This window comes from Streptomyces sp. NPDC005070 (assembly GCF_053600395.1).
The window spans coordinates 130,442-144,144 of the sequence record NZ_JBSFZS010000003.1 but is presented as its reverse complement, the minus strand read 5'-3'; the positions used below and the strand labels follow the sequence as shown (position 1 = coordinate 144,144).

At 70.8% G+C, this 13,703-nt stretch carries 15 protein-coding genes; 3 read left to right on the top strand and 12 right to left on the bottom strand.

Translation table 11 applies throughout. The features are described 5' to 3' along the window. Window positions 1-291 precede the first annotated feature (291 nt). The 6 genes from cbiE to ACWEBX_RS02165 all read right to left on the bottom strand — a co-directional run bounded on the left by cbiE (window position 292) and on the right by ACWEBX_RS02165 (window position 6,001). The gene (gene cbiE / locus ACWEBX_RS02190; RefSeq protein ID WP_451882987.1) at window positions 292-1,500 is read right to left on the bottom strand and encodes a precorrin-6y C5,15-methyltransferase (decarboxylating) subunit CbiE; all 1,209 of its coding nucleotides are present in this window, start codon (window positions 1,498-1,500) and stop codon (window positions 292-294) included. Window positions 1,501-1,886: 386 nt separating this feature from the next. Beyond that, window positions 1,887-2,525, bottom strand: coding sequence for a GNAT family N-acetyltransferase (locus tag ACWEBX_RS02185; RefSeq protein ID WP_451882986.1), 639 nt, complete (start codon window positions 2,523-2,525; stop codon window positions 1,887-1,889). 176 nt (window positions 2,526-2,701) lie between these two features. Then, window positions 2,702-3,535, bottom strand: coding sequence for a MetQ/NlpA family ABC transporter substrate-binding protein (locus tag ACWEBX_RS02180; protein ID WP_451882985.1), 834 nt, complete (start codon window positions 3,533-3,535; stop codon window positions 2,702-2,704). Between the two features lie 95 nt (window positions 3,536-3,630). After that, on the bottom strand, window positions 3,631-4,368 hold the full coding sequence (locus ACWEBX_RS02175) for a methionine ABC transporter permease (protein ID WP_451882984.1): 738 nt from the start codon (window positions 4,366-4,368) through the stop codon (window positions 3,631-3,633). Next, a complete protein-coding gene (locus ACWEBX_RS02170; protein ID WP_451882983.1) occupies window positions 4,365-5,399 on the bottom strand; it encodes a methionine ABC transporter ATP-binding protein in 1,035 nt (344 codons plus the stop codon). The genes ACWEBX_RS02175 and ACWEBX_RS02170 overlap by 4 nt, the downstream gene beginning before the upstream one ends. A gap of 377 nt (window positions 5,400-5,776) precedes the next feature. Next, a complete protein-coding gene (locus ACWEBX_RS02165; RefSeq protein ID WP_451882982.1) occupies window positions 5,777-6,001 on the bottom strand; it encodes a hypothetical protein in 225 nt (74 codons plus the stop codon). A gap of 3 nt (window positions 6,002-6,004) precedes the next feature. Between ACWEBX_RS02165 and ACWEBX_RS02160 the strand changes: the two genes are divergently transcribed. After that, entirely contained in the window at window positions 6,005-6,364 is a 360-nt protein-coding gene (locus ACWEBX_RS02160) for a hypothetical protein (protein WP_355773719.1), read from the top strand. A 40-nt stretch (window positions 6,365-6,404) separates the two neighbouring features. After that, window positions 6,405-6,851 carry a hypothetical protein gene (locus ACWEBX_RS02155; RefSeq protein WP_451883009.1) on the top strand — a complete coding sequence of 149 codons (447 nt, stop codon included), beginning with the start codon at window positions 6,405-6,407 and terminating at the stop codon, window positions 6,849-6,851. Window positions 6,852-6,881: 30 nt separating this feature from the next. On the opposite strand, the gene ACWEBX_RS02150 is transcribed toward ACWEBX_RS02155, so the two are convergent. The 3 genes from ACWEBX_RS02150 to ACWEBX_RS02140 form a co-directional block, all read right to left on the bottom strand. Further along, window positions 6,882-7,385, bottom strand: a complete 504-nt coding sequence (locus tag ACWEBX_RS02150) for a GNAT family N-acetyltransferase (RefSeq protein ID WP_355773722.1) — start codon at window positions 7,383-7,385, stop codon at window positions 6,882-6,884. 58 nt (window positions 7,386-7,443) lie between these two features. Continuing rightward, window positions 7,444-7,935 (bottom strand): RNA polymerase sigma factor, encoded by a 492-nt coding sequence (locus tag ACWEBX_RS02145; protein ID WP_451882981.1) that lies wholly within the window; start codon window positions 7,933-7,935, stop codon window positions 7,444-7,446. Window positions 7,936-8,123: 188 nt separating this feature from the next. After that, complete coding sequence (locus ACWEBX_RS02140; RefSeq protein WP_451882980.1) at window positions 8,124-9,287, bottom strand: glycerophosphodiester phosphodiesterase; 1,164 nt, start codon at window positions 9,285-9,287, stop codon at window positions 8,124-8,126. A gap of 391 nt (window positions 9,288-9,678) precedes the next feature. On the opposite strand from ACWEBX_RS02140, the gene ACWEBX_RS02135 reads away from it, so the two are divergent. Further along, complete coding sequence (locus ACWEBX_RS02135) at window positions 9,679-10,368, top strand: lysophospholipid acyltransferase family protein (RefSeq protein ID WP_362398347.1); 690 nt, start codon at window positions 9,679-9,681, stop codon at window positions 10,366-10,368. Window positions 10,369-10,547: 179 nt separating this feature from the next. Here the strand turns inward: ACWEBX_RS02135 and ACWEBX_RS02130 are convergent, their stop codons facing one another. The 3 genes from ACWEBX_RS02130 to ACWEBX_RS02120 form a co-directional block, all read right to left on the bottom strand. Next, window positions 10,548-12,065 carry an MFS transporter gene (locus ACWEBX_RS02130; RefSeq protein ID WP_451882979.1) on the bottom strand — a complete coding sequence of 506 codons (1,518 nt, stop codon included), beginning with the start codon at window positions 12,063-12,065 and terminating at the stop codon, window positions 10,548-10,550. Next, complete coding sequence (locus ACWEBX_RS02125; protein WP_451882978.1) at window positions 12,062-12,613, bottom strand: TetR/AcrR family transcriptional regulator; 552 nt, start codon at window positions 12,611-12,613, stop codon at window positions 12,062-12,064. Before ACWEBX_RS02125 ends, ACWEBX_RS02130 begins: the two co-directional genes overlap by 4 nt. Window positions 12,614-12,691: 78 nt before the next feature. After that, on the bottom strand, window positions 12,692-13,663 hold the full coding sequence (locus tag ACWEBX_RS02120) for an aldo/keto reductase (RefSeq protein ID WP_451882977.1): 972 nt from the start codon (window positions 13,661-13,663) through the stop codon (window positions 12,692-12,694). Window positions 13,664-13,703 lie beyond the last annotated feature (40 nt).

The following is a 13,703-nucleotide window of genomic DNA, read 5'->3' as shown; positions in this document are numbered from 1 at the left end:
GCACCGACCGCCCCACAGTGAAGAACGAGCGTGCATGCCCAGCGGCACGTACGACCGGCCAACAAAGACGACAAAGCCATTAACAGGCATTGTCCCGGTCATCCCGCCCTCGCGACAGCGTGATCCGCGAGAGCCCGCTGTGGACTGCGCCACGTTGCGCGTCCTCCGGGTTCCGCCGTACCACACACGCCTCAAAACGGGCGGGTTTTCCGGACATTGACCTACGAAAGGCCGACCCCCAGGAGCGGTACAACGATCGGCCAGCCTACCGCGCGCGGTACGACAACAGGATCACGGGGCGCGATCCGGCAGACGGCCGCTGAGCAGGAACGCGACGCTCCGCTCCTTCTCCGTCCAGGCCCGTGTATCGAGTTCGACGGACTGAATGAGCGCGCACTCGACGTCATAGCCGTGCTCGCTCAGATCGCGGCCGATGAGTTCGGCGGCGTCACGGGTCGCGGCGTGCGCGACGATCCGCTGGGGACGACGGTCGGCGACCGCGGAGACGACGGCCGCGCCCCCGCCCCCGACGCGCACGACATCGGGTTCGGGCAGGTCCTCGAGGACGTGCGGGGCGCTGCCGTGCACGATCTGCATCTGCACGCCGTAGCGGCGGGCCGAGTGCTCGGTGCGGGCGCAGGAGCCGGGACTGCGGTCGACCGCGATGACGGCGGCGCCGGTGCGGGCGGCCTCGGTGGCGAAGGCGCCGCTGCCGCAGCCGATGTCCCAGACGAGGTCGCCGACGCGCGGTCCCAGCCGGGCGAGTTGGGCGGCGCGCAGCAGATCCGACTCGCCCTCGCCGAGCGCGCCGCCGTACGCCCGCGCGGGCAGCGCCCAGCCGCGCGGCCCGGCGGCGGGCTCCCGGCCGGCGATCCAGCCGCCCTCGGCCGCGGCGACGAAGCCGCCGATGACGATCACGACGTTCGGGTCGCGCCAGGTGTGGTCGGCCGCCTTGTCGGAGGTGAGGATCGTGACCTGTTCCCGGGAGGTGCCGAGTTCCTCGCAGATGACGAAGGTGCGGTGCACCCCTTCGAGCAGCAGCCCGAGTTCGGCGGGTCCGGCGCCCGGTGAGGTGAGGACGGCGACCTTGGTGTGGGCTCGGCATACATTCACCGCGCGTCGCAGCGTGCGGCTGTGTGCGACGACTACTTGTGCGTCGTCCCAGGGCATTCCGGCGCGGGCGAAGGCGGCAGCCACGGAGGAGACGGCGGGCACGACTTCGACCTCCAGGCCGAACTCGGGTGCGCGCAGGGTGCGTACGACGCCGAAGAATCCGGGGTCCCCGTCGGCGAGGACGACGGCGGTGCCGCGGTGGCTCGCGATGCGGCGGGCGGCGAGGCCGACACTGCCGAGCCGGACGCGTTCGGCGCCCTCGGGCACTTCGGGGAGGTCGAGATGATGGGCCGCTCCGGCCACCAGTGTGGCGGCACCGAGAGCGGCGCGCGCCGCGACGGTCGGCGGCGAGCCGTCCCAGCCGATCACCGTGACCCGGTCGGCCATCGTCGTCAGTCTCCAGACAGGTCTTCGCGGGTCTCAGGTGCAGCCCGGGCGGGCTTGGTGAGGGTACCCCGGCGCGGTGCGGCGGGCGTGCGCCGGTCTGCGTGGCGCGGGGAGCGGCCCCGCAGCGCCGGGACGATGGCCCGGACGGCGGCCCGGGTCCACGGGACCGGCTCCGCGCGACCGGTATCCGGTGAGCTGACTTCCGTACACCCATGTGACTCGACCCGACCGTATACGACCCGTCGTGACCGCTTACGACCGGCCATGGCCGTGCACGCCCCGCCATGGCCGCACACGCCCTGCCGTGACCGTGCACGCCCCGCCCTGGCGGCTCCCGTTCGCCGGTGCGGGCCTCCCGCGCGGGCTGGAGTGCGGCCGGCCGGCCCTCAGTTCCAGTCGTTGAAGGAGCGGAAGCCGCCCGTGTCCGTGAGGTGGCCGTCCATGTCGTCGAGGTCCTCGGGCAGCAGGCTCCACACGATGAAGTCGGTGCGCAGGTCGACCCAGGCGCCGTCCTCGGTCCGGGTGCGCGCTATGCAGGCGTTGCGGAGCACACCCTCGCTGATGCAGCCGATCTTCTGGGCCACCTGCTGCGAGGCGGTGTTGCCCGCGGCCGTGCGCAGTTCCACGCGCTCGAACTTCTGCTCACGGAACAGCCAGCGCGCGGTGGCGAGGGCGGCCTCGGACGCGTAGCCCTCGCCGCGCGCCCAGGGGGCGATGATGTAGGACAGCTCGGTGGAGCGGACCCGCCAGTTGGTCTTGCCGAGCTGGATCACACCGACCAGGCGCTGGGTGAGGAACTCGGTGACGGCGAGGTCGAGTCCACGCCCCCGGGCGCGTTCCGTGGGGGCGTAGTCGGTGATCCAGTCGTGGGCACCGTCCTGGGTGAACGGCTGGGGGATCGACGTCCAGGCCGCCACCATCTCGTCGTTCATCATCTCCGTCAGCGCGGGCACGTCGTCCTCGTCGAGCGCACGCAGGACCAACCGCTCCGTGCTGATGGAGATGCCGGGGAAGGTGCTCGTCATGCGACGCTCCGTAACCGTCGGGGACTTCGGACCTGATGTACCGTCGGGTCCGCTGAACTGCCCAGCATGCAGCATGAAACCATCGAACGGCACAACGGGGTCCACTCCGGGTAATGGAGTGGACCCCGTGCGGTGACGAGTCGGGCCGCGGGCCGCAAATCGGCCCGGCCGCCTGCCTACTTGAACGACGGAATGACGGAACCCGCGTACTTGTCCTCGATGAACTTCTTGACCTCGGGCGAGGTGAGGAGCTTGGCGAGCTTCTTCACGCGCGGGTCGTTCTCGTTGCCCTTCTTGACCGCGAGGAAGTTGCCGTACGGGTTGTTCGTCGCCGACTCCAGGACGAGGGCGTCCTTGGCGGGCTTGAGGCCGGCGGATATGGCGTAGTTGCCGTTGATCACCGCGGCGTCCACGTCGTCCAGGGAGCGCGGGGTCTGCGCCGCCTCGACCTCCTTGAACGTGAGGTTCTTGGGGTTCTTGGCGATGTCCTGCGGGGTCGCCTCGTTGCCGACGCCGTCCTTGAGGGTGATGAGCCCGTTGGAGGCGAGCAGCTTCAGGGCACGCGCCTCGTTCACGGCGTCGTTCGGCACCGCGACGGTCGCGCCGCTCTTCAGGGCGTCGGCGCTCTTAACCTTGTGGGAGTAGAGGCCGAGCGGCTCCAGGTGCACCGTGACGACGGGCACGATGTGGGTGCCGCGCTTCTTGTTGAAGTCGTCGAGGTACGGCTGGTTCTGGAAGTAGTTGGCGTCGACCGAACCGTCCTCGGTGGCCGTGTTGGGCACGATGTAGTCCTGGAACTCCTTGACCTCCAGGTCGAGCCCCGCCTTCTTCGCCAGGTTCTTCTTGATGAAGTTCAGGATCTCGGCGTGAGGAACCGGGCTGGCGGCGACGACGAGCGGGCCGCTGGTGTCGGAGGCGGTGGAGTCCTTGTCGGAGCCGCAGGCGGAGAGACCCAGGGTGAGGGCTCCGGCGGCGAGGACGGCGGTGGTGATCTTGGCGGTGTTACGCACGAAAAGTGCCTTTCCTGAGGGTGGGGCACCCCGTCATGGGGTGGACGGGGAAGACTGTGGGTGGGACCGGGGACCGCGGGAGGGTCCGCGGTTGTTCAGACGGCCTCGCCGACGTCCGCGGCGGTGGGCCGGCGGGTCTTCAGCAGGCGCAGCTTCGGGCTGGGTCCGGAGTGGCCGGCGCGGCGGTCCAGGGTCCGGGCCGCGTGGTCGCCGGCGAACTGGATGGCCGAGATGACCACGGCGAGGATGGCGACGATGATCCACATCAGCTCGGTCTCGAAGCGCTGGTAGCCGTAGCGGATCGCGAGGTCGCCGAGGCCGCCGGCGCCGACGGTGCCGGCCATCGCGGAGTAGCCGATGAGGGCCACGACCGTGGTGGTCGCCGAGGAGATCAGCGAGGGCAGCGACTCGGGGACGAGGACCTTGCGGACGACGGTCCAGGTGTTGCCGCCCATCGCCTGCACGGCCTCGACGAGCCCGCCGTCCACTTCACGGACGGCCGTCTCGACCAGCCGCGCGAAGAACGGGATCGCACCGATGGCGAGCGGCACGATGGCGGCGTCGCGGCCGATGGTTGTGCCGGTGACCCACCGTGTGAAGGTCATGAGCGCGACCATCAGGATGATGAACGGCATCGAGCGGGCGATGTTCACGACCTGCCCGACGACCTTGTTGGCGACGACGTTCTGCAGCAGGCCCCCGCGGTCCGTCAGCACCAGCAGGACGCCGAGCGGCAGGCCGCCGACGATCGCTATGAGGGTGGACCAGCCGACCATGTAGAGCGTGTTCCAACACTCCTCGGACAGCAGCGGCTGCATCTCGGACCAGCTCACTTGGCACCTTCCTTGACCAGTTCGGGCTGCTGCCCCTGGATGTCGATCTGCAGGCCCTGTTCGCGCAGGAATCCGATCGGCACGACGTTCTCCTCGTAGCGGCCGGGCAGTTCGATGCGCATCCGGCCGACCTGCCTGCCCGCGACGGTGTCCATCGCGGCGCCGAGGATCGAGATGTCGATGTTGTAGGTGCGCGAGAGCTGCGAGATGACCGGCTGGGTGGCCGACTCGCCGTGGAAGGTGACGTCGATGACCGTGCGGTCCTCGCCGGAGGCAGTGCCGCTGACCGGGAAGAGCGCGGCGGCCAGTTCGGAGCCGGGCGTCGCGAGGAGTTCGCTGACGGTGCCCGACTCGACGATGCGGCCGTTGTCCATCAGCGCGGCCGAGTCGCAGACCGTCTTGACGACGTCCATCTCGTGGGTGATGAGCAGGACGGTCAGACCGAGCTGGCGGTTCAGGTCGCGCAGAAGCTGGAGGATGGAGCGCGTGGTCTCCGGGTCGAGGGCGCTGGTCGCCTCGTCGGACAGGAGCACCTTCGGGTCGCCGGCCAGCGCGCGGGCGATGCCGACGCGCTGCTTCTGACCGCCGGAGAGCTGGGCCGGGTACGACGTGGCCTTGTCGGACAGGCCGACCAGGTCGAGGAGCTGGAGGGCCTTGTGGCCGCGCTCCCTCCTGGAGAGACCGAGGATGTCGAGCGGCAGCTCGACGTTCTCCTGGACGGTCCGCGAGGACAGCAGGTTGAAGTGCTGGAAGACCATGCCGATCCGGCTGCGCGCCTGACGGAGCTCCCGGCCGGCGCGCGGACCGCGCCCGGCGAGGGCGGTGAGGTCCTGGCCGTCGACGGTGACCGTGCCGGAGCTGGGACGCTCCAGCAGGTTCACGCAGCGGATGAGCGAGGACTTGCCGGCACCGGACTGGCCGATGACGCCGAACACCTCGCCTTCGCGGACATGCAGATCGACGCCGTCGAGGGCGGTCACTTCACGGCCGCGCGAGCGGTAGACCTTGGTGAGGCCCGTTGTCGTGATCACTGGAGAATTCCGTCACTGTCGAGTGCGGGGCGTGGGTGTGCGCCAGGCACGGATGCATGCGGTCGGAACGCGGCACGGTTCTCGCGTTGGCGATGGAACCGGAAGGAGAACGTGTGCGCGGGGCAGCCCGGTCACGTACGCGGTACGGACACTGGGCGCGGCGATCCCGCTTCGGGGCGCGGGATCAGGCGGTGGTGCGAGGGCCCTCTAGCAGGCGCACATTCGACACATACAACGAGCACCGGGCGTCATGGTCGCCTCGGTCGCAAGGATGCGGTCGCTCGTCGTGGTCATGGAAGGAAGTAAAGCAGACAGGAGGGTGGGGACCGCCATCGCTGTCCGAATAGCGGACAGCGATGGACAGAGGTGGTCACTTTTCAGCCCTGGACAAAGAGTTCGGCTCCGTCGTCCGGCACCAGTACGGACAAGGGAGAGGAGCCCTCGACCACGAGGTCGGCGTCGAGTTCACCGGGCCGGCGCGTTGTGGCCGACGCCACGATGGTCGGGCCCGCCGCGCGGCCCGCCCGGAGCGCGGCGGACAGTGGCCCGCGGGGCAGCCCGGGGGCGAGCGCATCAGGTCTTTTGGCCCGTAATAGGGTCACGGCATGTTTGATGCCCTGACGGTCGCGACGGCTGTCGCCGCGCTCGCGCTCGCCGCCTGGTGCGGCTGGGCCGCCCACCGCGATCAGCCCACCAAGGACTGGCACTTCATCGGCATGGCCGTGGTGAGCGTGCTCGCCTTGGTCCAGCTCGTGATCGGCGTCGTCCAGCTCGCGCGCGGCGAGAAGCCGGACCAGGGCACGACCATCTTCGTGGCGTATCTGATCGGCGCCTTCGCCTGCATTCCCGCCGCGGGATTCATGTCGCTCGCGGAGCGCACCCGCTGGGGTTCGGTCACGGTGGCGGCCGGCGGCATCGTCCTCGCCGTGCTCGAGGTCCGGCTCTACGACATCTGGGGAGGCTGAGATGACGGCCACGGAGGAGAACACGCCGGTGACTCGGGACATGGGCGACGAACAGGGCGGAACCCCGGCGGGACCGTCCGCCGGCACGAAGCGCGCGCGGCTCATCAGCGGCCCGGGCATCCTGCTGGTGTGGCTGTACGGGGTGATGGTGGTCGGCGCCGTCTCACGGTCGGCCGTGCAGATCTCCACACAGTTCGACAAGGCGCCGCTCGCCTACTCGCTGTCCGCGGTCGCCGGTCTCGTCTACGGGTTCATCACGTACTCGCTCGTGCGCGGCGGCGAGACGGCGCGCAAGGCGGCGCTGGTGTGCTGCGCCGCCGAGCTCGCGGGCGTACTGGTCGTCGGAACCTGGACGCTGGCCGAGCCGTCCGCGTTCCCCGACGCCACGGTGTGGTCGGACTACGGCATGGGCTATCTCTTCATCCCGGCCCTGCTGCCGCTCTCGGCGATGTACTGGCTGCGCAAGGCGCGTACGAACGCCGGCTGACGGCTCCTCCGGCCGAAGCCGGGCGGGCGCTCAGGCGCTGGTGGCGTACACGCCGGCGTCGGCGCCCTTGGCCAGGGTCACCAGCGTCATGCGCTCGCCCACCCGCTCCTGCGAGACGGGGGCGTAGCCGTGCTTGCGGTACAGGCGCAGGTTGCGTTCGCTGCGGTGGCCGGTGAAGAGCTGGAAGGACTTGGCCGCGCCCTCGGCGCCCAGGCGTGCCTCGATGGCGTCGAGCAGGCGTCCGCCCAGGCCGTGCCGCTGCATGCGCGGGTGCACGATGAGCTTGTTGATACGGGCCGTGCCGTCGGCGTCGACGGCGCCGCGTACCGAGGCCACCACCTCGTCGCCGAGCCGGGCCACCAGTACGGTGCCGCCCGCCAGTTCCGCCCTGAGGGAGTCGAGCGGCTGTGTGAGCGGCTCGATGCCGTAGTCGCCGTACAGCTCGGCCTCGCTCTGATAGCAGAGGTACTGCAGCTTCAGGATCGATTCCGCATCCTGCTCGGTCGCCGCCGAGATGGTCACGCTCATGCCCATGTGTGCATGCCTCCCGCTCACCTGTTCCACCGGTCGTCCCCCACTCCTATCCCCGTCGTCAGCGGGCCGCAACCTCCGGCGTCAGCAATCGCCGAAGACATCCAAGACATCTGGAGCGTTCCGGACCAAGATTGCCCTGTGAGATACCCAACTCGCCTGCGATCTCCCGGTAAGTGAGGTCCGCCGGGGAGAGCAGGGCGGCCATCAGACCGGGGCAGCGGCCGGGCAGCCGGCGCACCGCCTCGTGCAGCTCACGCCGATGAACGGCGGCCATCGCCCGCTCCTCCGGGCCGGAGCCGTCGTCGGCGGGCTCGGTGGCGTAGGGCTGCTCGGCGCGTGCCCTGCGACGGCAGCGGCGGACCTCCGAGCGCACGGCCCGGCGCACCCAGCGCTGCGGGTCGGCGGGCGGTCCCGTCGTCTCCAGGCGTTCCAGCAGCCGTAGCCAGACGGCCTGTTCCAGGTCGCCCCGCTCGTCGCCGGAGGCATGGGCCTCCGCCGACGCCTCGGCGGCGAGCAGCGGGCGAAGGGTGGTGAGCAGTTCGTGCGTCATGTGCGGCACGACGAGGCCGCCCCGGCGCGAGGTTGCCGGGGCGGCCGTTTCTCACCCCATCCGGGGTGACCGGTTCGTCCGTTGACGGAGGGCGGGCACCTGTCCCGCTCCCGTTCCGTGCTCCTGTCCCTCGCTGTGCTCCTGTCCCGCTCCGTGCCCCGGTCCGCGAGCGGCCCGGGGCGGTGGACTCATCGCTTCAGGAAGTCCGCGCGGGCCAGCACCGCGGTGTCCGCGTTGTCGGAGAACACGCCGTCGATGCCCGTCTCGAAGTAGACCTTGAAGGCGCCGAAGGGGTCTCCGTAGGCGTCCGCGGCGGTGCCCTTGCGGAAGTTCGCGGGCAGGAAGGGGTTCTCGTTGCGCAGGGTGTACGGGTGCAGGGTCAGGCCCGCCCGGTGCGCGTCGGCGACGAGCGTGGTCGGGGTGGTGAGGTTGCCGGCCGCGTCCTTCGGGATGACCAGGTCGAGGGTGGGACCGATGCCCTGCGCGTACGAGGCGATCCACTCCAGGCCCGCGGGCGTGACGAGGTCGGCGACCGTGCGGGGGTCACCCGCCGCGACGAAGTCCCAGGGGCGGGTGTTCGCGGCCGACAGCAGGACGACGAGCGGGTTGCCGACGAGCTTGTCCAGCCGCTGGATGCTGCTCGGCTCGAAGGACTGGAGGATGACGGGCGAGTCCTTCCTGTCCTTGCCGTACTTGCGCAGCAGCTTCGCGACCCGCTCCTCCAGGCCGAGACCGAGCGCCCGGAAGTAGGTGGGGTGCTTGGTCTCGGGGTAGATCCAGACCTGCTTGCCCCGCTTGCGGGTCTGCTCGTCCTGCCAGCGGAGCACCTCCTCGAAGGTGGGGATCTCCCAGCGGCCGTCGTAGAGGGTGTTGTGCGGACGGTTGGCGGGGATGCGCTCGACGGCGCGCAGGGTCTTCAGCTCGGCGAGCGTGAAGTCCTCGGTGAACCAGCCGGTGGTGGGGACGCCGTCGAGCGTCTTGGTGGTCCTGCGGCCGGCGAACTCGGGATGCGCGGCGACGTCCGTGGTCCCGCCGATCTCCGGTTCGTGACGGCACACGAGGTGACCGTCCTTGGTGGGCACCAGGTCACCGGCCTCGACGACGTCGGCGCCCAGGTCGAGGGCGAGCTGGTACGAGCCGAAGGTGTGCTCCGGCCGGTAGCCGCTGGCCCCGCGGTGACCGATGACGGTCGGCCGGGGCAGGCCGCGGTAGCCGCCGCCCCCGTGGCGTTCGTCCGCGCTCGCGGTGCCGGGCAGGCCGAGGGCCGCTCCGCCCGCCCCGAGCACCGCGGCCGAAAGCAGCGTCCGCCGCGCCGTGCCCCGCTCCTGACCGTTCGACTCCTGCGCTCCCATGAGCGCTCCTCCCGCCGTAGGTGCCTGCCTGTCGAAGCGGGACGATCGTAGGTGCCCCCGTGTGACGGGAGGGGGGCCCGTGGCGGAACAGTGGGTGACCTCGGATCCACCGCGGGATGCGGAACTTGACGGTCCGTCGGCATCGGCCGGGCGGTCGGGGGTAGGCGTGAGACGACGGCGGGGCGCACGGCCCTTCGCCGGGCGCTCACCCGTTCGCCGGTACCCGCGCGCGATGTCCGTCACACCGGACGACCCCGGTGTGCACCGCTCACGGGCACGCCATCGCAGGTAAACGTAGGTCAACAGTGCGTATCCGGTCGATGAACCCGATGTGCAATCGACCGGGAACCGCGAGTATGGTCCTCACCTGCACAGACTCCATACCGATCCCTTGACACCGGAGGGCCCGTTGTCCCGCTTCGCGCTCATCAAGGCAGTGCTCGGAACGATCATGCGCCTGATGTTCCGCCTACGGGTGGAAGGCGTGGAGCACATCCCCGGCAAGGGGCCGGTGATCCTGGCCGGCAACCACCTCACGTTCATCGACTCGATGATCCTTCCGCTGGTCTGCGACCGGCAGGTGTTCTTCATCGGCAAGGACGAGTACGTCACGGGCAAGGGCCTCAAGGGCCGGCTCATGGCGTGGTTCTTCACCGGCGTCGGCATGATCCCGGTGGACCGGGACGGCGCCAACGGCGGCGTGGCCGCGCTGATGACCGGCCGCCGCGTCCTGGAGGAGGGCAAGGTCTTCGGGATCTACCCCGAGGGCACCCGCTCCCCCGACGGCCGTCTGTACCGCGGCCGCACCGGTATCGCCCGGCTCACCCTGATGACCGGCGCCCCGGTCGTCCCGTTCGCGATGATCGGCACGGACAAGCTCCAGCCGGGCGGCGCGGGCATGCCGCGTCCGGGCAAGGTCACGGTCCGCTTCGGGCCGGCCATGGAGTTCTCGCGCTACGAGGGCATGGACCGCGACCGGTACGTGCTGCGCGCCGTGACCGACTCCGTGATGACCGAGGTCATGCGGCTGTCCGGCCAGGAGTACGTCGACATGTACGCCACCAAGGCGAAGGCCGCGTAGCGCTGCCGCGCTCAAGCACCAGGGTGGGCCCCGACCGGAGACTTCCGGTCGGGGCCCACGCTTTTGCGCCCACGCGGTGGGGCCTCTTGATGCGGCTGAGTCGGGCCCGCTCTCGTGCGGCTAGTGCCGCGGCAGGCAACGTTTGCCCGTCGACGGGGCGAACGTTGCCTGTCGCGGCACTAGGCCTCCAGCTTCTGGCCGCGGAGCAGGAACCAGGCCGCCACCGCGGTGGCCAGCAGGACAGCGGCGCCCGCGCCGGAGGCGAGGGCCAGACCGTCCACGAAGGACTCCCTGGCCGCGGTGAGCAGCGTCTCGGCGGTGTGCTCGGGCAGGCCTCCGGCGGCCTCCACCGCTCCGCCGAGCGAGTCGTGCGCCGCGGCCGGTGTGCCCGCGGGGCCGGTGAAGCCCGCGTAGACGCCGGTCACGACGGAGCCGAGCAGGGCGATGCCCAGAGCCGCGCCGAGTTCGTACGCCGTCTCGGAGACCGCGGACGCGGCGCCCGCCTGCTCCTTGGGCACGGCAGAGAGGATGACGTCGGCGGTGACGGTGAACGAGAAGCCCGCGCCGACCCCGACGACCAGCAGGGCCGTGCCGAGCAGCGGATAGCCGGTGGACCGGTCCAGGACGGTGAGCGCTCCGAGCGCGAGGCCCACTGCGGCGAGTCCGCCGGACACGACGGTCCGCACGGAGAAGCGCCGCGCGACCCGTCCGGCGACCAGGCCCGCCGCCACCGCGCCGACGGCCGCGGGTACTTCGGCGAGCCCCGCCTCGAACGGCCCCCGGCCCTGGACCAGTTGCAGGTACTGGGAGAGGAAGAACACGAGCCCGGACATGCCGAGCACGGTGAACAGGTCGGCGAGCACCGCGCCGGAGAATCCGCGGTTGCGGAACAGCCGGACGTCCAGCAGCGGTGTGGGAAGCGTCAGTTGGCGGCGTACGAACCAGGAGAGGGCGCCCGCTCCCAGGAGACCGGCGGCGAGCGCCTCGCCGGACGGCCCGTGCGCGGCGAGTTCCTTCACCCCGTACACCACCGCGATCACACCGACGAGCGAGAGCGTCACGCTGATCAGGTCCCAGGGGCCGGGGCTGGGGCTCTTCGACTCGGGCAGCAGTCTGCGCCCGACGAGGACGAGGACCACCATCACCGGAAGGTTGATGAGGAAGACCGAGCCCCACCAGAAGTGTTCGAGCAGAAGGCCGCCGACGACGGGGCCGACCGCCGTGCCCGCGGAGGCGGTCGCGCCCCAGATGCCGATGGCGAGGCTGCGCTCGCGCGGGTCGTGGAAGATGTTGCGGATCAGGGCGAGCGTGGCGGGCATCAGGGTCGCGCCCGCGACGCCGAGCAGCGCCCGCGCGAGGATCATCATCTCGGGTGTCGTGGCATAGGCGTTGAGCACGGATATCAGGCCGAACGCCGTGGAGCCCGCCAGCAGCAGCCGCTTGCGGCCGATGCGGTCGCCGAGGCTGCCCATGGAGACGAGCAGGCCGGCGATGACGAAGGAGTAGACGTCCCCGATCCACAGAAGCTGGGTGCCCGAGGGTTCGAGGTCTTCACTGATGTACGGGGTCGCGAGACCGAGGACGGTCGCGTCGACGGTCACCAGCAGCACGGCGAGGACGAGGACGCAGAGCGCGAGCCACCGGCCCGGACGCTTCGGCGTCTCCGTCACGGTCGCCGGCCGCAGGGTGCTGGTCATGGTTCCTCTCTCCTGAGCGCGCCGCCGAGCAGCAGCTCGACGATCATGTGGTGGAAGTCCTTGGCGGCGACGCGGCCCTCGGTGACGGCCCAGGACGCCGAGGCCATCAGTCCGTAGAGCGCCTCGGTGAGCCAGGCCGGGCTGAGGTCGATGCGGAACTCGCCGCCCTCCTGGCCGCGCCGGAACAGCGCGGCCATCCGGGCGTCGAGCCGGGCCCAGCCCTCGTGCTGCCCGTCGCCCTCGAAGAGCTGGTTCTCCGTATAGAGGAAGGCGAGCAGTCCGGCGGCCTTCTCCAACTCCCTCACCAGGCGGCGCACGGCCTCCTGTGCGGTGCCCTCGTCGAGGCGGGCCGCGTCCAGAGCGGCCTCGCACTCCTCGATGCCGAGCGCCTCCAGCGCGCGTACGAGCGCGTCACGGCCGGCGAACTGGCGGTGCAGCGTGGCCCGGCTGATTCCGGCGGTCTTCGCCACCTCGTCCATCGTCGCGGTGGATTTGCGGGTGAGCAGGGCGGCTGCGCTGCGCAGCACGTGATCACGGTCGACAGCCATGAGACAACCGTACCGCAGATGAGACAATAATGTCTCACGCGGAGCGTACGTGTCTCACCTTCGCTCGTCCGGAAGCGCTCAGTGCCAGGGAAGCTGCCCGCGTCGCTCCCAGTACGCCCGCGGTTCCTCCACCAGGGCGGACAGCCGGGAGAGCTGGTCGTCGTCGAGGTCGACGACCGCCGCGTGCAGGTTCGAGGCGAGCTGGTTGGCGGTGGCCGCCCCGGAGAGCACGACGCCGGCCCAGGGCCGGCGCAGGATCAGTCCGAGGGCGACCGCGTCACAGCCGAGGGAGGTCTCGGCGGCGACGGCGCGCAGCGCCTCCGGCGCGTGCGGCCCGGCGAGCCGGCCATTGGCCACGCCCTCCTTGACGATCACTGTGAGCCCGGCGTCGTGCGCCTCGGCGAGCGCCGGGGCGGCGGAGGTCTCCAGGACGTTGTACGTGGACTGGACGGTACGGAACAGCGGCTCGCCGTCGACCGTGACGGCGAGCGCGGCACGGATCGCCTCCGCCTGCTCGGGCCCGCTGGTGGAGAAGCCGATCGACAGGCCCCGGGCGGCCGCGTCGGCGAGGGCCGCGTGCAGTTCCTTGTCGGTGAGGGCCGGGCTGTCGGGGGTCACCGAGTGGATCTGGTAGAGGTCGAGCCGGTCGCCGAGCAGCTCCGCGGTCTCGGCGCGCTGCCGCTCGTACGTGGCGAGGCCGTGGTCCTTGACCTCGTGCGCCTCGGCGTCGGTGCGCCAGTCGGCCGTGTACGTGTAGCCCCATTTGCTGCCGACGACGACGTCGTCGACGTCCGGGCGGCCGCTGAGCCAGCCGGCCAGGAACTCCTCCGAGCGGCCGTAGGAACGGGCCACGTCGAAGTAGCGCACGCCTTGGGCGTAGGCGGCTTCGAGGAGTTCGTGGGTGCGCTCGCGCAGTGCCTCGACACTGCGGTCGCCCGGGAGGTCCTCCTCGCGCCCGAGGTTGATGTAGCCCGGGCGGCCCACCGCGGCAAGCCCCAGGCCGAGGTGGGCGGTGGGAGTCGTGGCTGAGGCGAGACGTGCGAAGGGCATCGCGGCTCCGTTCGGTCGGCTCCTTTACGGCTCCCGGCCA